This window comes from Paraferrimonas haliotis (genome assembly GCF_002282895.1).
GTDB lineage: Bacteria > Pseudomonadota > Gammaproteobacteria > Enterobacterales > Shewanellaceae > Paraferrimonas > Paraferrimonas haliotis.
Genome location: NZ_NRRB01000004.1, coordinates 157,060 through 181,068 on the forward strand (window position 1 = coordinate 157,060; position 24,009 = coordinate 181,068).

A 24,009-nucleotide genomic window follows, 5' to 3' on the forward strand; every position below is an offset into this window, starting at 1 on the left:
AGCTTATAATGGCGGTAATTGTGCCAAGAATCCTTTTATGAAAGAACTTGTATCAATCCAGACGTTTCTGGTGTCGCCAATGGAAATTGGTGATTGGGAAGGCGAGGAAGAACTTGCCGCCGATAATTTAAACCGTATTTATCACAGTATATATGCGAAAGCTGCAGACGATGTCGACCCTTCGGCGTTAGAAATGCTGCTGGAAGCTGTTTGGGATTACTGGCAACATAATCCTGGACTTACAGAACTCGATGAAGACGAAATTGAAGCTTTTGTTGAGTGGCTCTATAACGAAGCTGAGACGGAATAAGGTTCCGTACTCAACAATCACTAATTGGAAGTAACAATGGAAACAACCGATAAGTTAACTGACGTTAACCAGGTTATTGAGTATTTAGCTCAACAATTCCCCAACTGTTTCACCGCGGAAGGTGAGACCAAACCTTTAAAAATTGGCCTATTCCAGGAATTGGCTGATCGGTTGGAAAACGATCCTAAAGTTAGCAAAACACAACTGCGAGTAGCGATTCGTCGTTACACCAACAGCTGGCGCTATCTCAAGTCCATTAAAGCAGGCCAACTACGGGTGGATCTTGACGGCAATGATTGCGGTGAGATAGAAGCTGAGCACGTTGAGCACGCTGCTAAGGCGCTAGAAGAAAGCCAAGCGAAAGCGAAAGCCATGCGCGCCGAGAAAATGGCTGAACAACGCAGAGCCGCCAAGAAAAGCGCCCGTGCTGATTTAGCCAAAGCTAAACGCCCAGCCCGCAAGAAGGCACCAGCCAAAGCAACCGCCCAAAAAGAAACAGTGGAAGCAGAAGGCGTTACACCAGAAAGTTTGAATGAATTGAAACCTCAGCAAAAAGTTAAGGTCAAACTTGGCAAGTCTGCTGTTTCTGGTCAAGTATTAGAAATTGTAAAGCAAGAAGTAAACGTTCAATTGGATAGCGGATTAACCGTCAAAGTACGATTAGAGCATATTCAAGTATAACGACCTAAAACGGGAGTTGGTGTTGATGCGAATAAAAAGTATTGCAGGTGCAATTCTACTTACCTATGGCTGTGTGGCCTCTTTCCCAGCGCTCGCGCTGAATCCTACTTTATCGGTAGATGATTTAAAGGTACTTAAGCAAGAGCCACAACATAAAGTAGCCAGTAAACGTGTAACCGGCAAATTAAGCCGCTCCCATTATGAACGGGTAACCATAGACGACGCTTTTTCGGAAAAAGTGTGGCAACGCTATTTGAAACTGTTGGATTACAATCGCTCCTTTATGTTGCAAAGCGACGTTGACCGATTTAAGCAGTATCAATACGATTTCGATGACATGCTAAAAAGCGGCGAATTGTCTTCGGCCTATGACATCTACAACCAAGTCAACAAACGCCGTTTTGAGCGTTTCAGTTTTGCGTTATCGTTGCTAGACAAGGAGATGGACTTCGCCAAAGAAGGTGACCGTTATACCTATGACCGCAGTGAAAAACCCTGGGCGACCAGCGAAGCAGAGCTGGATGAAATTTGGCGCCAACGAGTAAAATTTGATGCGTTAAACCTCAAATTAACAGGCAAAGAGTGGCCGGAAATTGCTGAGATGCTCGGCAAGCGTTATAACAACGCCATTAAACGCCTAACACAGTCGAACAGTGAAGACGTTTTCCAAACTGTGATGAATGCCTTTGCGCGCACTATTGAGCCTCATACCTCCTACTTATCACCACGCAATGCGGATCGCTTTAAGCAAGACATGAATTTGTCGCTGGAAGGTATTGGTGCCGTGTTGTTGATGAAAGACGACTACACCACCATTCGCAGTCTCGTGACAGGCGGGCCTGCGGCCAAGAGCGAAAAGCTCAGCCCAGACGATCGCATCGTCGCGGTTGGTCAGAAAGGCAAGGAACTGGTGGATGTCATCGGCTGGCGACTTGACGACGTGGTAGAGCTTATTAAAGGCCCGAAGGGCTCTGAAGTAGTGCTAGAGATTTTACCAAAGAAAGGCGGAGCAAATGCTAAGCCGTTCAAGGTTACTTTAGTACGAGATAAAATCAGACTCGAAGATCGGGCGGTTAAATCTAAGATTGAAGTGTCCGATAGCGGTGCATTCAAAGGCCAAAAAGTCGGCGTCATTGAGATACCGAGCTTTTATATGAATGTATCCAAGGACGTAGCCGCGAAGCTGAAAGAGTTTGAAAGTGAAGAGATTAAAGGTGTCATCATTGATCTTCGTATGAACGGCGGTGGCGCGTTAACCGAAGCAACAGCGCTCACCGGCTTATTCATTGAGCGTGGCCCGGTAGTTCAAATTCGCGACGCCAGTGGTCGCATTAGCCAAAATGCCGATATGGATGGCAAGATCGCCTACGATGGTCCCTTGGTCATTATGGTCGATCGTTACAGTGCTTCCGCTTCTGAGATTTTCGCCGCGGCATTGCAAGACTATGGTCGAGCCTTGGTTGTGGGTGAAACCACTTTTGGTAAAGGTACCGTACAACAGCACACCAGCTTAGGTCGCATGTACGATATGTACGAAAAGCCTGTGGGCAACCTACAATACACCATTGCAAAGTTTTATCGAATCAATGGCGGCAGCACTCAAATTAAAGGTGTAACTCCAGACATCCGTTTCCCTAGCCCCTACGAGCCAGGCGAGCATGGCGAGGCGGATGAAGATAATCCGTTACCTTGGGATAAAATTGCTCGGGTAAATTATCAGTATCAAGGTCGTATAACCCCAGAATTGGTTAAGGCACTGGATAACAATTACGAGCAACGGGTACAAGGTAACCCTGAGTACGATATTGTGATGGAAGACATTGCCGAGTACAAAACTCGTCATGCCGACAAGACCATTTCTTTAGTCGAGGCAGAGCGCATCGCAGAGCGAGATGCTGACGACGTTAAGTCACTCGCCCGAGCAAACGCTCGACTCAAAGAGCTAGGCAAAGAGCCTGTGACGGATTTGGACGACTTGCCTGATGATCTCGAAAAGCCGGATGTGTTCCTTGAACAGTCGGTTGCGATCACCCTAGATATGAGTCAATCGAACTTGTACGTCAAGCAATAAACTATAGCTTCCAATAAGCCAGTCGAGAGACTGGCTTTTTTATTACATCGATGGATAACCTTTGTAGTAGGTATAAAACATGAGTCAACCACAAGCCCGTTATTTAAAAGACTACCAATCACCGGATTTCACCATTAATCACGTTGACCTAGACTTTCAATTGGACCCAAATAAAACCCGCGTCGTGGCTAAGTCACAAATTAAGCGTCTGCGCAAAGACGCAAAGGTGGTTAAACTGGACGGCGAAGATTTATCGTTAGTTTCGGTATTTGTTAATGAGAATGAGGTAACTCATCAGGTCATCACTCGCGAAGGCGGTATCGACATTAACGTCGACCTCGATGAATTTGAATTGACCATTGTAACCCATATCGATCCACAAAATAATTCAAAGCTCGAAGGCTTGTATGTTTCGGACGGGGCTTATTGCACACAATGCGAAGCAGAAGGTTTTCGCCGCATCACATACTTCTTAGACCGTCCTGACGTATTGTCCACCTATCGAGTTCGTATCGAAGCGCCTCAATCTTTTCCCTACTTATTGAGTAACGGTAATCCACTCGAGCAGGGGAGCCTAGATAACGATCGTCATTACGCACTTTGGCACGACCCGTATCCAAAACCAAGTTACTTGTTTGCATTGGTGGCGGGAGACTTCGATTTACTGCAAGACGAGTATCAAACCAAGTCCGGTCGTAAGGTTGACTTACAAGTGTTTGTGGATAAAGGCAATTTGCACAAAGCAGAGCACGCCATGACGTCGTTAAAAAAGTCGATGCAGTGGGATGAGCAACGTTTTAATCTTGAGTACGATTTAGACATTTATATGATTGTCGCGGTTGATTTTTTCAATATGGGCGCGATGGAAAATAAAGGATTAAATCTGTTTAACACCAAGTACGTACTCGCAGATAAAGCCAGTGCTACTGACAACGATTTTGATGGTATCGAGTCAGTAATTGGGCATGAATATTTTCACAATTGGACCGGCAACCGTGTCACGTGCCGCGACTGGTTTCAATTGAGTTTAAAAGAAGGGTTAACCGTCTTTAGAGACCAAGAGTTTAGCTCAGATTTAGGCTCGCGTACGGTCAACCGAATTGCTGCAGTTAAAGCCATGCGAACCGTTCAGTTTGCTGAAGATGCTGGACCTATGGCGCATCCCATTCGCCCTGAATCTGTCATAGAAATGAATAACTTCTATACCGTTACCGTTTATAACAAAGGTGCTGAAGTTATTCGTATGATGCACACCCTGCTTGGAGAAGCAGGCTTTCAACAAGGTATGGCTTTGTACTTTGAGCGTCATGACGGTCAAGCGGTTACTTGCGATGATTTTGTGGCGGCGATGTCCGATGCGAATAACTTTGACTTTTCTCAGTTTAAGCGTTGGTATTCGCAAGCGGGCACTCCAATTGTACGGCTGCAAGAAGCCTATGATGACAAACGCCAATCCTATCGGCTAACGCTGGAGCAAGCCACACCCTACACCGCCGATGGCAGTGCAAAATTGCCGTTTCACATTCCTGTGGATATGGAGCTGCTCGACCGCCAAGGAAACTCTTTGGTTACAGAAGTGCTCAATTTTACTCAAGAGAAACAGCAGTGGACCTTTGAGGGCATCGCCGAAAAACCGATTGTATCGCTATTTAGAGAGTTTTCAGCGCCGGTTAAGCTAGATTACCAATACTCTCAGGACGACTTAGTTCATTTGCTTAAGCACGCCAGCAACGAGTTTAGCCGCTGGGATGCCAGTCAAGCGTTGGTAAGCAGCAGTATTTTGGCTAATGTAAAACGGCTTTCTAAAGGTGAGTCCTGTCAGTCATCTCCACAGCTTTGGGAAGCGCTACAATCAGTGTTGCAAACCCAGGCACTTGATCCGGCATTCATTGCCGAATTAATGACACCGCCCACATTCGCCAGTTTAATGGACGAGTGCGAGCCGGTATTAGTGGATGAACTGATAACTGCTCGACAATACCACATTGATACCTTAGCTAAGCAATTGGCAACCGAGTTAGATGAGCGTTATCACGCATGTCTTCAACAAACCAATTTAAGCGGCGGTGAGGCGGTGGCGAATCGAGCTCTTAAAAACACCTGTCTGTATTATTTAGGGGTGCTAACGGACAAACAGGAGCTGGTCGTTAACCAATACCAACAGGCTGATAATATGACCGACAGCCTAGCGGCGTTGCACACGGCCAACGAGCATCAGTTACATCAACGCCAGCAGCTGATGATCGATTTTGAACAAAAATGGCTGCAAACCCCCTTAGTCATGGACAAGTGGTTTACCTTACAAGGCAAAAACCCGAACAAGGATATGTTGGCCTCGTTTGATGCTTTGCTTGAGCACAGTGCTTTTGCGTTAGCGAATCCGAATCGGGTGTATTCCTTGATCGGCAGCTTTGCCAATGCCAACCCTAAGCACTTCCACAAACTGGATGGCAGCGGTTATCGCTTTTTGACTGACCTATTAATAAAGCTCAACGACGTTAACCCGCAAGTTGCTGCACGTTTAATTACACCGTTAATCCAATGGCAACGACTCGATGAGACTCGTCAACAACTTATGAAAGCCGAGTTGAAAAGACTGCAGTCATTACCCAATTTGGCCAAAGACTTGTTTGAAAAAGTCTCAAAATCGTTAGCTTAAGCGGTAGTCAGGTAATCGAAAATAGAGCAGCTAAGCTGCTCTTTTTTTATGCGGACGCAAAATAAATTAGAGCAAATACTTCAAACACCTGTTAACAATCTGTTTTTAATAACTTCCAGTTAATCAGTAAAATTTACTTTTTTTACATAGACTTATAGCGGCTAAATGGCTGTATGTCGCATCCGCCTGAGCAATTTCAAATCTCAATTAGCCAATAACGCAACCGTATCTGGCTAACATCATAGTTTTAAAGTCAATTTTGTGTTTTCAACGCTTGCTCTACAGGGGTATATCTTGTAACAATGTTGTTATCTGCAGGCTAACAAAATGTTAGCTGTAATAATAACGAATAAACGAGCAGGTTAGGGAGAGAACCAATCATGAATAACAAGGCGCACAGCTTTAAGCAATCAGCGCTAGCGCTAGGCGTATCAGCAGCGATAGGCCTATCACTCAGTTCACCGGTCAAGGCCGTTACTTTTTCTTGGGGAGACATTGAAGGGAGTTTCGATTCAACTTGGACGGTTGGTGCAAGTTGGCGAGCAGAAAAGCGTAACTATGACGACTTAATCGGTAAGTCGAACCAGCCGCAATTTGACTGGACAGGCTATTCGGCCTTTAACAACCCCATCTACACTTCGTCAGAAATTTGGAAAGAGCCTGGCTCGTATTCAACCAACGGCGACCTTAGCAACAAGCTATACAGTCAAGGCGATACCACCTCTGAAATCTTTAAAGGTGTTCATGAGCTAGAGTTGGTATACAACAACTTTGGTTTGTTTGCTCGCGGCATGTATTTCTACGACAAAAAGCTAAATGACTCTAAATTTGATTACAACAATCCAGTAAGTGGACAAGCATTTGATGCGTGTGCTGACGACAAAGCGAAAGAAGTGCAATGTCAGGACGTACGCTTGTTAGACGCCTATTTGTTTGCTGATTTCGATTTCAACGATGGCTACAACCCGTTGTCGATTCGCGTGGGTCGTCAGGTAATTTCTTGGGGTGAAAGCACCCTAATTCCGCACGGTATTGGTGTTATCAATGCCGTGGATCTTAATATTTTAAACCAGCCAGGTGCTGAGCTGAAAGAAGCCTTTCGTCCTCAAGGCATGGTTTGGGCATCCTTTGGTGTGACCGATAAGTTATCTGTTGAAGGTTTCTATCAGTATGAGTGGGAGCCAATTTGGGTTCCGGCACCGGGTTCATTCTTATCGACAAACGACTTTGCCGGTTACGGCGGCTACGCTAATAACGCCCAATTAGGCTTTACCGCGAATCCGGATTTGGATTTAAATTTCGTAATGAGCGAGATGGAAGTGTTGGCTCAGGCGGCTCTGTCGGGACAAGTAAGCCAAGAAGACTTGGGTAACATGATGCTGGCTTATTCAACTAAGGTGACCTTAGTTGAAGACCAATCGAAAGCTCGAGATGATGGCCAGTATGGTTTGAAATTAGCGTATTACTCACCAGAATTGGCTGATACTGAATTTGGTTTGTACTACATGAACTATCACTCTCGTCGCCCACTGATCTCTGGTACCGTTTCGGACTTCGGCGCAGCAGCGATTGGCGGAGACATTCAAACTTTGGCGGCAAGCCAAGGTCAGATTAACCGCGACATCATGTTGTCTTTAGATACTTATTCGAAAGCGCAAATAGTCTACCCTGAAGACATCAAACTATACGGTATCAGCTTTAACACTAACATTGGCGCCACGTCGGTTGCCGGTGAAATTGCCCATCGCCAAGATGAGCCGTTACAAATCGATGATGTTGAACTTTTGTTTGCGGCAATGCCACAGCAGCTTGCCAACGCAGGTTTGCGTCCAGATTTAGACGGCATTTCGCAAATGGACAACATTCAGCCGGGTGACTATGCCGAAGGCTTTGTTCGTCTCGATACCACTCAAGCGCAAGTAACCTTTACACACTTGTTTGGCCCTACATTGGGCAGTGATAACTTTACTTTCCTAGCAGAAGTAGGGGGTGTATGGATCCACGACATGCCAGGTTTTGATGAACTGCGTTTAAATGGTCCTGGTACAGCTCGTAGCGGTGGTAACCCTGATATGCCAGGGATTATTGAAGCGGTTCACAACGGTCCAGAAACGAATCCGTTCCCAACCGACAGTGCATGGGGATATCGCCTAGTGGGTAAGATGGACTTTAATAACGCTTTTGCTGGTATTAACGTCGCGCCTCGGGTTATTTGGTCACATGATGTTAGCGGTATTACGCCAGATCCTATGTTCCTGTTCACCGAAGGCACCAAAAAGGTATCGGCGGGCATTAACTTTGATTTCCAAAGCCGCTGGGGCTTTGACATGAGTTATAACGCCTTTATGGGTGGCGTAGGCACAACCAATCAATTAGAAGACCGTGATTACTTCTCGGTCAACTTGAAGTATTCGATTTAAGGCGGAACAACAATGAAAACAAAATCGCTTCTATGCAGTGCTGTGTTAATGGCACTATGTATCGCTCCGGTTCAAGCTAAGGTATCACAGGCTGAAGCCGCTAAACTGGGTAAAGAACTCACCATTATGGGTGCCGAGACAGCCGCTAATGCCGATGGCTCGATCCCTGCTTATACTGGCGGTATCACACAAGCACCGGCCGGTTACGAGCCAGGCATGCACCATTTAGATCCCTATGCCAACGACAAAGTTCTATTCACTATTGATAAGAGCAACGTTGCGCAATACAAGGATCAATTGTCGCCCGGTCAAATCGCTCTGTTCGATTTGTATCCTGACACCTTTAAAATGAACGTGTACCCAACCCATCGTTCGGCGTCGTATCCGCAATATGTGTTGGATGCCACTCTCGAAAACGCAACGACAGCGGAGTTGGTTGATGGTGGTAATGGCATTAAAAACGCCAAGATCGGGGTGCCGTTTCCAATTCCAGCCAATGGTCTAGAAGCCATTTGGAACCATACATTACGTTTTCGTGGTGTGAGCATGAAAAACCGTCGTGGCCAAGCGGCCCCAACGGCGGGTGGTAGCTACACCTTAATTAAGTTAGACGAAGACATTAGTTTTCGCTACAGCCGAGAAGGCATGACGTCGGAACAACTTGAGCGGGAAAATTTACTGTTCTACTTTAAGCAGGTTGTTAAATCACCAGCGCGCTTAGCGGGTACGGCGTTATTGGTTCACGAAACCATGGACCAGCAAAAGCAACCGCGTCAAGCGTGGACTTATAACACAGGTCAGCGCCGTGTTCGTCGTGCACCGAATGTCGCCTTTGACACTCCAGGTACAGTTTCAGACGGTTTGCGTACAACCGATGATTTCGACATGTATAACGGCTCACCGGTTCGTTATAACTGGGAATTGAAAGGTAAGAAAGAAATGTACATTCCGTACAATGATTATCGCCTACATTCCGATAAAGTAACTTACGATGAAATCCTAACGCCAGGGCACATTAATAGCGATTTAGTTCGCTACGAGAAGCATCGCGTTTGGGTTGTTGAAGCAACGCTTAAAGACAGCATGCGCCACATCTATAAGAAACGAGTGTTCTACATTGACGAAGATTCGTGGCAGATTGCGGTAACGGACATTTACGATAACCGTGATCAACTGTATCGCGTGGCTCAAGCACACATCATTAACTATTATGACGTGCCGACCTTGTGGACAACATTAGAGGTCTTCCATGACCTAAGCTCTCGCCGTTACTTGGCCATGGGCCTGGACAATGAAGACAAAATGTATGACTTCAATGCGAACTTACCGGACAGCAATTATACACCTCAGGCACTGCGTCGCTCCGGTCGACGTTAATCAGACACTCCGCCACAATAGAGTTTGTGGCGGTTTTTTTTGACTTAAATGGACGTTTTTATGCGGTATTCGTTTATAAGCAGTTTGGCCTTCTTCAGCGGCATAGCAGTCGCATCACAGACCATTGAGCCGGTCCCTAGCCAGATCATGCCTTTAGCTAAATCCTCTTTAACCTTATCGGTAGATGCCTGTAACGGACACTATTTGGCGGTAGGGCAGCATGGGCAAATACTCAACAGCGAACATCAATGGCAACAAATGCCATCACCGACGCGCTCGTTGTTAACCAAAGTAGTGTGCCAGCAAAAGAACGCCTTAGCGGTGGGTCATGACGCATCGATATTAAGCAGCAATGACGGGGGTAACAGTTGGCAGTTGCGCCATTTTGACCCTCAAATTGAAACGCCGTTGCTGGACGTTTTGATGCTCAGTGAAACCCAGGGGATTGCCGTGGGCGCATACGGTATGTTTTATCGCAGCAATGATGGTGGCCAGAATTGGCAGTATGAATTTAGAGACGATCTGCTTTACATCGAAGACAAAGAATATCTTGATGATATTAGACTAGAATCAGAAGAAGATTATTTATTCGAACGTGCTGCTATTTTACCGCACTTTAATAGCCTAACGCGGTTGTCTGACGGCAAAGTGGTGATTGCTGGCGAAATGGGTTTCGTTGGGATTAGCGATGACAACGCGAGTGCCTTTGAGCGCATTGAAGCCCCTTATCAAGGCAGCTGGTTTAGTGTTGTCGAGCATAGCGATGGCTGGATCTACTTTGGCGGCTTGCGCGGTAACCTGTATCGCAGCAATGCGACTTTTGATCAATGGCAACGAATCGATATTGGCGTTGAAGCGAGCATCAATCAATTGCTAACCACGGATAAAGGGCAGTTATTAGCGGTAACCAATGGCGGCTCGGTGCTGAGTATCACGGCAGCAGGCGAGGTAACACAGCTGGCGGAGTTTACTGGTGAGGACTTGGTGTCCATCACCCAAGGCAAAGATGGCAGTTTGTGGCTTGCTGGTAGCCACGGTGTTCACCCTTTACTCATTAAATAACAACAAGGTAGTAGTTAATGAACTTTCATGGTGCAGTGCGTCTGGAGTACGCGTTATTTAAATATCGCCGCCTGGTCATCAGTATTTTCGCGCTTATTACGATTTTTTTAGCAGGCATGGCTGCAAATTTAAGCCTGGATGCCGCGTTTACCAAAAATATCCCGTTACAACACCCCTACATGCAAACCTACCTTAAGCATCAAAAGCAATTCGGTGGTGCTAACAACATCATGGTAGCGGTTGAAGACACCCGCGGTGATATTTTTAACCCCGAATTTTTCTCAGCGCTTAAAGGTATTCACGACCAATTATTTTTTATCCCCGGTGTGGATCGTTCCCAAGTTAAATCTTTGTACTCGCCTTCAACTCGCTTTACCCAAGTGGTTGAAGACGGTTTTGCCGGTGGACCGGTTATTCCTGCGGATTTTGTCATCAATGAACGAGTACTCGACAGCTCAAACGGTGACTACGACGAGCGGGCAATGGCGCAAATCAGCTTTGGCTTAGATACCATTCGCTCCAATATCGAAAAAGCCGGTATTGTTGGGCGCATGGTGGCTGAGAATTATAACGCTGCTATGATTACTGCGCAGCTAATGGAATTTGACCCTAATACGGGTAAACCTTTAGACACCTTAGCCTTCGCACGAACTCTGGAAGAGGAACTGCGCGGGAAATACCAGAATGACCACATAAAAGTGCACATTATTGGTTTTGCAAAAATGGCCGGTGACGTCGCTGATGGCGCCAAAGATGTGGTGTTCTTTTTTGCCATCGCCATTGCTATTACCGCTATCATGGTTTACTGGTTCTGCCGTTCTAAAGTGCTAACCATGTTGCCACTGTTGTGCAGTTTAGTTGCCGTGGTTTGGCAGCTTGGTTTATTAAACCTGATTGGGTTTGGGTTGGATCCCATGTCCATCTTGGTACCGTTTTTGGTGTTTGCCATCGGTGTAAGTCATGGTGTGCAAATGATTAATGCGGTCAAGCATCGAGTGGCTGAAGGGCTGTCGTCATTAACCGCTGCTCAAGCGGCGTTTGCGGCGCTATTGGTGCCCGGTGGAATTGCCTTACTGAGTGATACCGTTGGCTTTTTAACCTTATTAGCCATCGATATCGGGATTATTCGAGAACTCGCGATTTCAGCGTCGTTAGGTGTTGCGGTGATCATCTTTACCAACTTGGTATTGCTGCCGTTGCTTTTGTCCTTTGTTCAGTTTAAAGATAAGCATAAAACCGGAGGCGGCAAAACCAGCAAAGTTTGGCTATGGATCAGTAACTTCGCTACGCCAAAATGGGCAATACCTACCTTAATTGTAAGTGCCGCAATTTTTGCATTGGCCCACTCGATGTCAGCCAGCATGAAAATTGGTGACTTGCACGCAGGGGCTCCGTCTCTTCATGAAGATTCGGTATACAACCAAGACACCTTCTTTATTCAGGAAAATTTCACCATAACGACTGATGTTATTAGTGTCATTGTTGAAGCCTTTCCGGAAGCTTGTACCTATCATGAAGTGATGGATAAAGTGGATCAGTTCCAATGGCAAATGATGAACGTCGAAGGGGTGCAATCTGGGGTCAGTTTGGCGTCGGTCGCTAAGCAAGTAAATGCCGGTTTCAATGAAGGCAACCCTCGTTGGCAGGTATTACCGCGAACAACGGCGTCACTGGTGCAAGCGGTAGGTCAAGTGCCCACAACCTCGGGCTTGCTTGACAGCAATTGCTCTACCATGCCGGTGTATTTGTTTTTAACCGATCACAAAGCTGAAACCATAGAGACGGTCATTAACGAGGTTAAGCGCTTACAGCCGTTGTACAACGATGAGCGTTTAAACTTTAAATTAGCCTCAGGCCCTGTTGGGGTAATGGCAGCGACTAATGAAGCGGTATCCGGTGCTCAAGTACCTATGATGCTTTATGTATACGGCGCGGTATTCGTGTTGTGTTTGTTAAGTTTTAGGTCACTAAAGGCCACGGTAGCGGTTATTTTACCTTTGTATGTGGTTAGCACCATGGCTCAAGCTTTGATGACCGAACTGCAAATTGGTCTAACGGTGAGCACCTTACCGGTAATCGCTTTAGGCGTCGGTATTGGAGTGGATTACGGCATCTATATATTGTCCACCATGAACATGAAGTTACGGGATGGTTTGGCAGTGCAAGAAGCGTTTGCTCAAGCGCTTGTAGAGCGAGGCAGCGCTGTAGTCTTCACCGGTCTTACGTTAGCCATTGGTGTAAGCACCTGGGTGTTCTCGGCGCTGAAGTTCCAAATGGACATGGGGATTTTGCTGACCTTTATGTTTTACGTAAATATGCTCGCCGCCATTACCATGTTACCAGCGTTGGCCTGCATTTTTTGGTGGGGACAACGAGGTGGGAACAAGGCGCAGTAGAAAAGCCTGTTTAAGCGCTTTACAGCAGGAATAGTTGCTTAGTATGCAAGCAATTTGCATAGATAATCGCCGGTTGACGTCCTAATGCGTTTATAGGACGTCAAACCAGCACCACATTCCCGCAAAAAACGTGATTTGGCACTACTAAAATCTAGAAATTAGTTATAGACTTCAGCCAATGCAATGCCGTGATTAGGGTCACGGTTTTACTGCAACGACTATAAGAAATAAGTGCTGAAGGAAATCCCTATGCCTCGAAACGATGCCAAACCATCGGTTTTGTTAGAAAACGTCGCTAAATTAATACATTCAAAAGTACCAGAAGATAAAGCCTCATTAGTTGAAAGCTTCGTCTCGACCCTATACGAACACATGCCCACCGACGATCTGCAAGATCGCAACGACAGTGACCTATATGGGGCAGGGCTAAGCTTGTGGAATCAGCTTAATCAACTACAACGCGGCGACAGCTTCATTCGAGTGTTTAACCCTCAACAGTCCAAACACGGCTGGCAATCTAATCACACCATTGTAGAAATCATTCAACCCGACATGCCGTTTCTTACCGACTCTGTAGGCATGTTATTAAATCGCTTAGGCCACACAGCGCACGTTTCTCTGCATACGCCAATGCGTGTCCAAAGGGACGACAGCGGCACCATTTGTAACGTCAAATACTTAGATCAAGATGAAACCAGTGGCGACGCCGTAGCCATTTTCTTAATTGAAATTGATCGCCTAAGCAAAGCTGAAGAAATTAAAGTCTTAGAACGGGAAATTGAATCCGTCAGTCAAGATGTCCAATTTGCGGTTAACGATTGGCAACCTATGATGGATAAACTGGGTGAGGTCATCGAACAACTGCCAAACAGCCCTTATCCTGGCGACGTTCAGCACAAATCTGAAGCCATCGATTTCCTAAAATACTTGAAGAACCACCACTTTACTTTGTTAGGTTACCGCCATTACGATTTACGCAAGGTTAAAGGTGACATCGAGTTAGTGGGCAACCTAGATTCCAGTTTAGGTTTAATGAAACGCAGCCACGCGAACTCTAAACAGGGCTTGTTGCTGTCCAACATGGCAGAAACCGCACGCCAAGAAGCGCTTTCCGACTCCCTGCTGATTTTGACCAAAAGTAACTCTAAAAGTCGCGTTCATAGACCTGCGCACATCGATTACATTGGTATTAAACGCTTTGATAAAAAAGGCAATGTCATTGGTGAAGATCGATTCATTGGTTTATACGCGTCTAACTTATACAACCGCAGTACCAGAGAAATCCCATTCCTAAGTAATAAAGTTCAGCGGATAATGGACAACAGTGGTCTCACCCCAAACAGTCACGATTACAAAGCGCTGTTACACATCTTAGAGACCTATCCTCGTGATGAAATCATTCAAGGCAGTGAGCAAGACTTAGGTGACATCGCTAATGGTGTTCTGCAAATGCAGGACCGCGATCGTCTAAAAGTATTTGTACGACGTGATTGTTTTGGGCGCTTTTTGTCTTGCATGGTGTATGTGTCTAAAGAGCGCTACAACACTAAGTTGCGAATCGATACGCAGAAGGTTTTGGCGGACTACTTTAAAACCAATGAGCCGGTGGAGTTCACCACGTATTTCTCGGAATCTACTCTGGCCCGTACCCATTACCTAGTAAAAGTCGATAATAATAATATGGATATTGATGTGAAGCAGATTGAATCCAACCTAATTGAAGCCGCTCGTCAATGGGAAGATAAGCTTGAAGTCGCGCTTCATGGCAGTTTCGGCGAAGAAGTAGGTCGCGATTTGGCCGCTCGTTACGCACATGCGTTTCCACACAGCTATAAAGAAGACGTGTTGCCAACTTCGTCGGTTGTTGATATCGAGCAGCTAGAACGCTTAAATGATAACCACAAACTCGGGATGCTGTTTTATCAGCCTCAAGAAGAAGCTCTACAACAGCAAAAAGTACGTCTAAAACTGTTCCATAAAGATGAGCCGATTCATTTATCTGATGTCATGCCAATGCTTGAGAACTTTGGCTTGCGCATCATCAATGAGCGTCCTTATGAAGTCACCACTGAAGATGGTGCCACCTATTGGATCCTCGACTTTTTGATGACCATGGCGGGAGTGCCGAGTGAAGCGCTCGCCGACAGCCAAGAGCGTTTCCAAGAAGCTTTGCTCAATGTATGGAAGGGCGAACTCGAAAATGACGGCTTTAACCGCTTGGTACTTGCTGCTGGCTTAAGCGGTCGCGAAGTGTCTATTTTACGAAGTTACGCTAAGTACATGCGCCAAATAGACGCAACCTTCTCCCAAGCTTATATTGAAGAAGCGTTCGCCAGTTACCCGCATTTTGCTGGCCTGTTAGTCAACATGTTCAGTCGTAAGTTTAACCCTAAGCTTAAGACTCGAACATTAGTTAAACTGATTAATCAGGTTGAATTGAAGCTAGAAGATGTTGCCAGTCTGGATCACGATCGCATCATTCGCCGCTACCTCGATTTAATCTATGCAACCCTTAGAACCAACTTCTATCAGGTCAACGAAGCGGGCAACGCCAAGAGCTACATTTCGTTTAAGTTTGCTCCTGAGCAAATTCCTGAAATGCCGTTGCCCATGCCAAAGTTCGAAATCTTTGTGTACTCACCGCGGGTAGAAGGGGTTCACCTTCGTGGTGGTAAAGTAGCGCGAGGCGGCTTGCGTTGGTCGGACCGTCGTGAAGATTTTAGAACCGAAGTCTTGGGCTTAGTTAAAGCGCAACAAGTTAAAAATACGGTGATTGTACCGGTTGGCGCCAAAGGTGGATTTGTATGTAAACAACTGCCTACCGAAGGCGGCCGTGATGCCTTCTTTAAAGAAGGACAAGAGTGCTACCGCATTTTCATTCGTGCCTTGTTAGACATCACCGACAACATTAACCAAGGTGAGATCATTCCACCGCACAATGTGGTTCGTCACGATGAAGACGATCCGTACTTAGTAGTTGCTGCGGATAAAGGTACAGCAACTTTCTCTGACATTGCCAACGAGATATCCCAAGAGTATGGACACTGGCTGGGCGATGCGTTTGCTTCTGGTGGCTCTAATGGTTACGACCATAAAAAAATGGGCATCACAGCGAAAGGAGCTTGGGAGTCGGTGAAACGTCATTTCTGGGAAATGGGCGTTGATTGTCAAAAGACCGATTTCACCTGTGTAGCCATTGGTGATATGGCCGGCGACGTGTTTGGTAATGGCATGCTGTTGTCAAAACATACGCAACTTGTCGCCGCCTTTAACCACATGCACATTTTCATCGATCCAACGCCAGATTCAGCTAAGAGTTGGAAAGAACGGGATCGTTTGTTTAAGCTGCCACGCTCAAGCTGGGAAGATTACAACGCCAAACTAATTTCTAAAGGCGGCGGTGTCTTTAGCCGCAGCGCGAAATCAATTAAATTAACGCCAGAAATTCAACGTATGTTGAACAGCGATAAAGAGTCTTTAACGCCCAACGAGCTCATTAAGGGCTTATTAACCATGGAGTTTGATTTGCTTTGGAACGGCGGTATTGGCACCTATGTTAAAGGCATGTCAGAAACCCATGCTGATGTGGGCGATCGTGCTAACGATGCTCTGCGTATTAACGGCACAGAGCTTAACTGCCGCATTGTAGGTGAGGGCGGTAACCTAGGACTGACTCAGCTTGGACGTATTGAATACGCTGCCAATGGTGGACGTTTGAATACCGACTTCATCGATAATGTTGGTGGCGTTGACTGTTCGGACAACGAAGTCAATATCAAGATTCTACTTAACGGCTTGGTCGATAACGGCGATTTAACCGTTAAACAGAGAAATACCTTGCTTGAAACCATGACTGACGCTGTGTCAGAAATTGTTCTTAAAGACTGTAACGATCAAACTCGGGCCATTTCAATCACGGAATCCCAAGGCGCTCGTCATTTAAAAGAGCAAATTCGTTTCATTCAAAATCTAGAGCGCAACGGTAAACTGGACCGGCAGTTGGAATTCCTACCGAGCGATGAAGATTTACAAGAACGCTCCGCTAAAGGGTTGGCATTAACCCGTCCAGAGCTTTCGGTATTGTTCGCATACGCCAAAATGGTGTTGAAAGAAGAATTGGTCGCGGATGAAATTACTTTAGATGAGTATTTAGGCAAGCTTTCCGTAGGGTATTTCCCAGAAATTTTGCAAACACAGTATCAACAACAAATTGCAGAGCACCCTCTGCGAGGCGAAATCATTGCTACCTCATTAGCCAATAACATGGTTAATGACATGGGATTGAATTTTGTTCAACGTATGCAAGATGAAACCGGCGCCACAGTTTCCGAAGTTGCTATATGCTATGCTATCGCCGCAGAAGTGTTTGGAATGAGCCAACTGTCGCAACAAATTGTTGAGCTTAATGGCGTTGTTGCAGCAAACGTACAGAACAAAATGTTCTATGAGGTGCGTCGTAACATTCGTCGTGCCTGCCGTTGGTTCTTGCGACGTCGTAATCGCGCATTATCCATCGAGCAAACCATTGCTTTCTACAGGCCGGTTTACGTTGAGTTGCGTGAAAATGCACAAGAGTACATGGTTTCAGATGAGCGAGTTGAGCTTGATAACAATGCCGAATTGTTGATTAAGAGTGGTGTTCCACAGTCGCTAGCGCACAACGTTGCCTACATGAGCACCTTATTCAGTTGCTTAGATTTGGCACAAGTCAGCGAATCCGATGGCAAACCGGTGAGTTTAGTAAGCGAAACTTACTTCCGTCTTGGCGCAGCAATGGACTTACACTGGTTCTTAGCTGAAATTAATGCTCAAGAAGTTGGCAACCATTGGCAAGCACTCGCTCGAGCTGCCTTTAGAGAAGAGTTAGATTGGCAGCAGCGTTCTTTGACTTCGGTGGTTCTAAGGAACTGTCCTGGTGGTGTCTGCGAGGCGGACAGCATCATCCATCACTTTATGGATGAGCACCAAGCAGTGTTAACGCGTTGGTTTAGTATGCTGGCGGACTTTAGAACCTCTTCTAGTCATGAGTTCGCTAAGTTCTCTGTGGCTTTAAGAGAACTAGTTTTGTTAATTCAACATTGTGATGAACAAAGCTAGTCAATAAATATCTGTTAAAGCCTCGGATGGTCCGGGGCTTTTTACTGTTGGGGATAAGGTAAATGTTCTACAAGATAGCTCAGAAGTTTATGTTCCAAATGAACGGCGAAACGGCGCATAACTTTGCTATAACCAATCTTAAGTTAACCGCAAACAATCCATTGAATTGCTTATATAAGCAAAACATTCCATCGAAACCGTTTGAAGTCATGGGGGTAAGCTTTCCTAATCCAGTCGGTCTTGCAGCGGGTATGGATAAAGATGGTGAAGCCATAGATGCATTTGCGGCGATGGGATTTGGTCACATCGAAGTAGGAACGGTTACACCAAGACCTCAACCTGGTAACGACAAGCCTAGACTGTTTCGATTAAAACCTGCGAAAGCCATCATCAATCGAATGGGGTTTAATAACAAAGGCGTTGATAATTTAGTCGCTAATATTAAAGCGAGTTCGAGAAAAGCGGTTATCGGTGTAAACATTGGAAAGAATCGAGATACCCCTGTTGAACTTGGCAAAGACGATTACTTAATCTGCATGGATAAAGTCTATGATGTAGCCGATTATATCGCCGTTAATATCTCATCGCCTAACACGCCTGGACTAAGAAGTTTGCAATATGGTGAATTATTAAACGAATTGCTATCTGAATTAAAAACAAAACAACTTGAATTGGCCAAACAATACGACAAGTATGTGCCCTTAGCGTTAAAAATAGCGCCTGATTTGAGTGACGATGAAATCCAGAGCATTGCTCAGTGTTTGCTCGCCAATAAGATTGATGGTGCCATTGCCACTAATACGACTTTAGAACGCGCGGCTGTCAGTCATTTACCAGAAGCACCCGAAGCGGGTGGCTTGAGCGGTAAACCTTTAACCAGTGCATCTACCGAAGTTATTGGTAAGCTGAGTAAAGCCCTTAATGGGGAAATACCCATCATAGGGGTAGGCGGCATTCATAGTGCGCAGGATGCTCAAGATAAAGTAGACGCCGGTGCGAGTATCGTTCAACTGTATACCGGTTTTATTTATGAAGGCCCACAATTAATTGCTGATATAACGCGTCAATTGAATAAATAACTCGTTTATTTTAATTAATAGATCAAAAAATGATCGGATCGAAAGGTTCGATCATTTTTTTATTTAATAGATCACAAAAATGATCATTATAGATTCGGTATAATCTTATTTATCAATAATTTAAATTTTGATATTGTTTAATATATGCGCTACTATTAGCTATCATAGATTTAACATTTACCTTAACTACTGAGATATTCATTATGTTATTAATGCCTAATACAGATTGGCAATGGATATATAATGAACAGCGAAATTGTTTAACGATTTCGTTGGGAGAGGAATATGAGTTTTTAACTCCGTATTGTTCTCGTGTATTGATTCCAGATGCCTTAACGAACGTTGAGTTTGACTGCGAACATGCTCAGTACTACATCGCTTTTATCGAGTCTCTGCAGAGTGCTGCAAACATCAGTAGTGCGCAAAAGGTGCAAATGGCGTTAAATGCAACCGCCGCCTATTTCCTATTAAAACCGCAAATGCCAAAGTCTTGGTTTTTTAAAGAATCCAGCGAACTGGTGTATCCAAAGGTAGGCAAGGTGTGTTCGTTACAATTAGAAAACGAACAGAAAGTCGCTGTGGTAGTGATTGAAGCGGGCATTCAAGCTTCAGTGGTATTAATGGTGCATGATGAAGTGCAATTGTCCTCTAAGAAGTCTTTATCTCAATTTGACGCCATTAAGGTGATGAACAATCGCCTGCAACCATTAAAACGCAGTGCTAAGGCCGTTTGGGTCGCAGCTTAATCGCTCAACACCAAACTGCAAATAATAAAAAAGCTCGCATTCGCGAGCTTTTTTATGTCAGGGCGATAGGTTACATCGCCATTTTCATATAGTCTACGTTGAGTAACAAACCACCGTCAAAATCATCGGTAGCGACCACTGAATATACGCCGCCATTCTCAACCGTTGCCATGGCCTGAACCGCTGGATTGTACTCCATATCACTTTGCAGTATTACGCCCAAGTAGTAGGTACCCGCTGGTACTTCTAACGTGGCGTTACCCTTAAAGTCGACGCCCTCTAACACCTTAGTTTCTGCGCTGAAGTTGCCATCAGCTGAGGCGTGAATGTCCACCAAGCCTAAACCACCTGCGGTGGGACTTGCATGAACGACGCGTAACTTAGCGTACAAGGCTACTGAGCGTAAGTCTTCTGCAATCACGAGAGGCTCTATGGTGTTATCGGTAATGGCATTCAGTTTACCAACCGCGTATATGCTGGTTGTGGTGCCTTTATCTAACATGACTCCTGGTGCGTTAATGGCGACAATGGAATTGTCTGAACTGGCCGCTACTTGTAAGTCGTAGCTCGCCGCTGGTAAATCACCAATTCGGAACGCTTTAAATGGAATGTTAGTGAAACCATCAACTTTCATTCCAGACGCTAACACATCAACTTCAGGCGCATCATCTACCGCATGTACTACACGTACACGAGCCATCTCGTTCATGTCTCTAACAACTGCCACGCTTTCGCCATTGGCCACCAACAAATTAACCGGAGCGGTCATGCTGCCATCTTTGTTTGGCACCGCAGTGATCATCAGATCTGAGCCACCGGCCAATTCTAAGTCTCCACTATCAAAGACCACAGTTTTGTCGCCGGTTGGAGTAATACGAATGCGGTAAGTGTCCGCAGGTACAGTTACTGGCAGGTCAGCACTATCGACTTTGAAGCCAAGCGCCGCTACATTTGGATCGGCGTCCATAATGCTGTCGCCGGTACCGAGATAAATGTCCACTTCACCGACATCAGGATGACCGTGTAATACGTCAATGCGCACGTCAGTGCTCTCTACGTCGCTGTCGTCTCGGCTTAATACAACGGGTTCGATGGCGCCTGCATAATTAAGCGCGACAATATCGTATTGCATGTCCGGAGCGAAATTAAGGTTCGCTTCGATGACCGCTGGGTTACTCATGTCCGGAAGTAGGGCGTTTACCGCGATGTCGTAGCTGCCAGATTCAATTTCTATCAGGCCTGAACCCACTTGATAATCAACCATCTCTAAACCTTCAACTACGTTTCCGTTGATAGAGATTGCAACCATGGGGGCATCAGCGCTTGCGTGAGTGACACGCACGTCTGATAGTTCGATGATGTCCAGATCTTCTAAAACGTCTTTGGCATCGTCGTCATCACAGGCGCTGAGAGCACCTGCAGCAAGTAGCATTGGGATTAGATACTTTGTTTTCATTGTATTAGCCTCTCCTGTTAAATTGGCTGACCAATCAAACGGCATCAGATTTAAGATGGATCAAAAATTTTTCACAGCTTTTTGAAAAGGCAAACCAACAACAGCCTAAAACCACCAACGAAACCCCCAATTGCTGCGGGAAAGCAAAGTGATTGGCTTCACTGGCAAGGTAATAACTCAAGGGCGCAAAGAGCATTAGACAAAGACTGAAGTTCTTTCCAAGCAGCGATTTAAACACAGGTAAAACCAACGCTAGGCTCAACCATAGTAAAATTAAAAACAACGGCAGCGGAGGGTAGTTAAACTGAAATACATTCACCGAGCCTAACAAGGCATCCATCGCTAAACCGAGGCTTGCAGCACCACTGGCAAAGATAATTAAGGGCGTGTCTTTTCGGCGAATGGCTAAAGCCAGCATCAAACCAAAAATACATGCCATTGCAACGATGCCATCATCGCCATAAAAGTAGGCAACTGCCCAATTCACTTTATATAGCCCTAATAACAGCCACGAAAATCCAGTCATTGTTACTACTCCTAAATGTTTTCATTGTTAACGAAGAAAAAAACCGCTTCGATCAGTCATCCATTTACTTTGCCGCTGCGTTTAAACCAGTGAATAACAGGAGAGTTTTATGGGTTTTCATGCAGTAAATCGATATTCACTGCCTTTTCACCAAACGACGGAACACTTGCTTCCTGGAAGCATTGCGAGATTATCAGGGAAAGGGTTGTTGTTTAGCAGTTGGGCGCGCTCTGTACAATTGAGCCAACGGTTATGGATAGTCATGCGAGATTGCGAATCGCCGCAACGACAAGTCGCTGGTGACCGAGTGGCGCTAGCGAAGGTGATTAGTATCGATTGGCTCAGCCAAGATTCTATAACACTGACGCTGGATGTTTATGGTTGGGGCGAGGCTTTGCACAATGTCGATGGCGCAAGCCAAACCTTATTAGCGGAGCAACAAGCCTTGTGGAGCGACCAAGAGCCGTGCAACGACTGTTTGTTTATCAGCGCATTCTTACGACAGTGGTTGGAACAAGAGTTGTGTAAGCGGCTTGGAACTAAGCTCGATTATAGAGACTGGCGCAACCCAAATTGGGTGTGCTTACGCTGGCTAGAGTTGTTGCCACTGTCGGTGGAAACCAAACAAAACCTTCTAAAAGTAGGCGATTGCGAGATAGCGGTAAGATATTTAACAATTTTATTGGAACAGATTGATCCAACTGAAAAAAGCCTGCGTTTATTAAGGCGAATTTAACCTTGAAGTGGTAAGTTACTGATTATGGCAGTCTCAATACAACAACAAGGTCATATGGAAGGATCGAATAAGGAAGTCGATGTAGGACAACTTTTATTGAAAGTAGCAGCTAGCCGTTGCCAAATCAGTTACCAAAGATTGTTCAAGCACGTTGCGCCACGATTGCATAACTTTATTCGCAAGCAAATGGGTGACGAGTCTATCGCCAAAGAGGTGGTTCAAGAAACCATGCTTAAGGTTTGGACCAAAGCACATTTGTATGATGACAGCAAGGGAGCAGGACTCACCTGGATCTTCTCGATTGCTCGAAACGCGAAGTTTGATTTGTTGCGCCGTCAAAAGCATCAAAACGACTGGGTTCAAGGAGATGATCTTTGGCCTACCTTAGAAGAGCCTCAAGATGACCAAAAGTTACCAAGAGAATTTGAAAGCATTGTTACTGAAGAGCTTTCAAATCTTATAAGTACGCTACCAAAGCCCCAGGCTGAGGTTGTGTCTATGGTGTATTTAAGAGGAGCATCTCAGCAGGAAGTTGCTGATTTATTGGATGTTCCGCTTGGCACAGTTAAAAGCCGATTGAGATTGGCGCTACAGAAATTGAAGGAGGCGCTAGATGACTAGTGTCAAATTACATCCCTCAGAGGATACGTTAAAACGCTTTGCGCTGGCGGAGCTTGATCCCAGCGAAAGCATCATAATCAGTGCCCACGTTGAGCTGTGTAGCGAATGCCAAAGCCAGTTGCAGGCGATTGAATCTGCCCATGCGCAAGAGATGGCATCGTCAGACACTGATGAGCTAACCTTTGAGTTGGACGACGAATTTAGCAGCATGATGAGTCACATCATGGAGTCGCCAGCTGACTACGCGGTGGCTCAACCCATTAAACGAACACTTAAGCTTGGTGACAAAGAATACAATGTTCCCAGAGCACTTGTCGGTCATGTGGAACAAGTAGGACCCTGGTCCCGCTTACCCGGTAAATTGCAAAGAGCCGCGGTGCAAACCGGTGGCGAAAGTAAAATGAACTTCATCTATATGGATGAAGACTCAGCCTTGCCAGAGCATACTCACACTGGTGTCGAGATTACCTTGGTACTTGACGGTGAATTTGAAGACGAGAACGGCGTATACAAAGCAGGCGATTTCGTGATTCAAAGTGGTGAACATACCCATACACCTCGAACGAAACCGGGTCAGGATTGTTTGTGTCTTACTTTGTTACAATCTCCGCTGCACTTCACCAGTGGTTTTGCCAGTTTATTGAATCCGTTCAGTCAGTTATTTTTCCGCTAGACGTAACCGTAAATACGTAAAAGTAAGTTTGAAAGCCTCGTGTAAAACGAGGCTTTTTTTGTTGTTTTTGGCGCTGTTTAATTGCTTAGCTCGTGTATA

16 protein-coding genes are annotated in these 24,009 nt (G+C 45.5%); 14 read left to right on the forward strand and 2 right to left on the reverse strand.

Annotated elements, in window-relative coordinates:
- Positions 1-37 precede the first annotated feature (37 nt).
- From CLC91_RS09790 to CLC91_RS09840, 11 genes are all read left to right on the forward strand, one after another.
- Positions 38-310 (forward strand): hypothetical protein, encoded by a 273-nt coding sequence (locus tag CLC91_RS09790; protein ID WP_095499098.1) that lies wholly within the window; start codon positions 38-40, stop codon positions 308-310.
- Positions 311-346: 36 nt separating this feature from the next.
- Positions 347-991 carry an RNA chaperone ProQ gene (gene proQ, locus CLC91_RS09795; protein WP_095499097.1) on the forward strand — a complete coding sequence of 215 codons (645 nt, stop codon included), beginning with the start codon at positions 347-349 and terminating at the stop codon, positions 989-991.
- A 25-nt stretch (positions 992-1,016) separates the two neighbouring features.
- Entirely contained in the window at positions 1,017-3,062 is a 2,046-nt protein-coding gene (gene prc, locus CLC91_RS09800; protein WP_095499096.1) for a carboxy terminal-processing peptidase, read from the forward strand.
- A gap of 79 nt (positions 3,063-3,141) precedes the next feature.
- Complete coding sequence (pepN, locus tag CLC91_RS09805) at positions 3,142-5,721, forward strand: aminopeptidase N (RefSeq protein WP_095499095.1); 2,580 nt, start codon at positions 3,142-3,144, stop codon at positions 5,719-5,721.
- Between the two features lie 380 nt (positions 5,722-6,101).
- Entirely contained in the window at positions 6,102-8,141 is a 2,040-nt protein-coding gene (locus CLC91_RS09810) for a DUF1302 domain-containing protein (protein ID WP_095499094.1), read from the forward strand.
- Positions 8,142-8,153: 12 nt separating this feature from the next.
- Positions 8,154-9,518: a DUF1329 domain-containing protein gene (locus CLC91_RS09815; RefSeq protein ID WP_095500359.1), complete on the forward strand. Its 1,365-nt coding sequence runs from the start codon at positions 8,154-8,156 to the stop codon at positions 9,516-9,518.
- A gap of 60 nt (positions 9,519-9,578) precedes the next feature.
- Complete coding sequence (locus CLC91_RS09820; RefSeq protein ID WP_143812008.1) at positions 9,579-10,580, forward strand: WD40/YVTN/BNR-like repeat-containing protein; 1,002 nt, start codon at positions 9,579-9,581, stop codon at positions 10,578-10,580.
- A gap of 17 nt (positions 10,581-10,597) precedes the next feature.
- Positions 10,598-12,976 carry an efflux RND transporter permease subunit gene (locus CLC91_RS09825; protein ID WP_095499091.1) on the forward strand — a complete coding sequence of 793 codons (2,379 nt, stop codon included), beginning with the start codon at positions 10,598-10,600 and terminating at the stop codon, positions 12,974-12,976.
- A 249-nt stretch (positions 12,977-13,225) separates the two neighbouring features.
- A complete protein-coding gene (locus tag CLC91_RS09830) occupies positions 13,226-18,073 on the forward strand; it encodes an NAD-glutamate dehydrogenase (RefSeq protein WP_095499090.1) in 4,848 nt (1,615 codons plus the stop codon).
- Positions 18,074-18,135: 62 nt separating this feature from the next.
- Positions 18,136-19,152, forward strand: coding sequence for a quinone-dependent dihydroorotate dehydrogenase (gene pyrD / locus CLC91_RS09835; RefSeq protein WP_095499089.1), 1,017 nt, complete (start codon positions 18,136-18,138; stop codon positions 19,150-19,152).
- A 203-nt stretch (positions 19,153-19,355) separates the two neighbouring features.
- Positions 19,356-19,898, forward strand: coding sequence for a cell division protein ZapC (locus CLC91_RS09840; protein WP_095499088.1), 543 nt, complete (start codon positions 19,356-19,358; stop codon positions 19,896-19,898).
- 70 nt (positions 19,899-19,968) lie between these two features.
- Here CLC91_RS09840 and CLC91_RS09845 read toward each other — a convergent pair whose 3' ends face one another.
- Both CLC91_RS09845 and CLC91_RS09850 read right to left on the reverse strand, forming a co-directional pair.
- Entirely contained in the window at positions 19,969-21,354 is a 1,386-nt protein-coding gene (locus CLC91_RS09845) for a DUF4397 domain-containing protein (protein ID WP_198950923.1), read from the reverse strand.
- A gap of 34 nt (positions 21,355-21,388) precedes the next feature.
- The gene (locus CLC91_RS09850) at positions 21,389-21,880 is read right to left on the reverse strand and encodes a DUF2878 family protein (protein ID WP_095499087.1); all 492 of its coding nucleotides are present in this window, start codon (positions 21,878-21,880) and stop codon (positions 21,389-21,391) included.
- A gap of 109 nt (positions 21,881-21,989) precedes the next feature.
- On the opposite strand from CLC91_RS09850, the gene CLC91_RS09855 reads away from it, so the two are divergent.
- Genes CLC91_RS09855 through CLC91_RS09865 form a run of 3 tightly spaced genes read left to right on the forward strand, consistent with a single transcriptional unit; the run spans position 21,990 to position 23,910 of the window.
- Complete coding sequence (locus CLC91_RS09855) at positions 21,990-22,616, forward strand: hypothetical protein (RefSeq protein WP_095500361.1); 627 nt, start codon at positions 21,990-21,992, stop codon at positions 22,614-22,616.
- Between the two features lie 24 nt (positions 22,617-22,640).
- Positions 22,641-23,237 carry a sigma-70 family RNA polymerase sigma factor gene (locus tag CLC91_RS09860; RefSeq protein ID WP_233132608.1) on the forward strand — a complete coding sequence of 199 codons (597 nt, stop codon included), beginning with the start codon at positions 22,641-22,643 and terminating at the stop codon, positions 23,235-23,237.
- Positions 23,230-23,910, forward strand: coding sequence for a ChrR family anti-sigma-E factor (locus CLC91_RS09865; RefSeq protein WP_095499085.1), 681 nt, complete (start codon positions 23,230-23,232; stop codon positions 23,908-23,910). The genes CLC91_RS09860 and CLC91_RS09865 overlap by 8 nt, the downstream gene beginning before the upstream one ends.
- Positions 23,911-24,009: the final 99 nt, after the last annotated feature.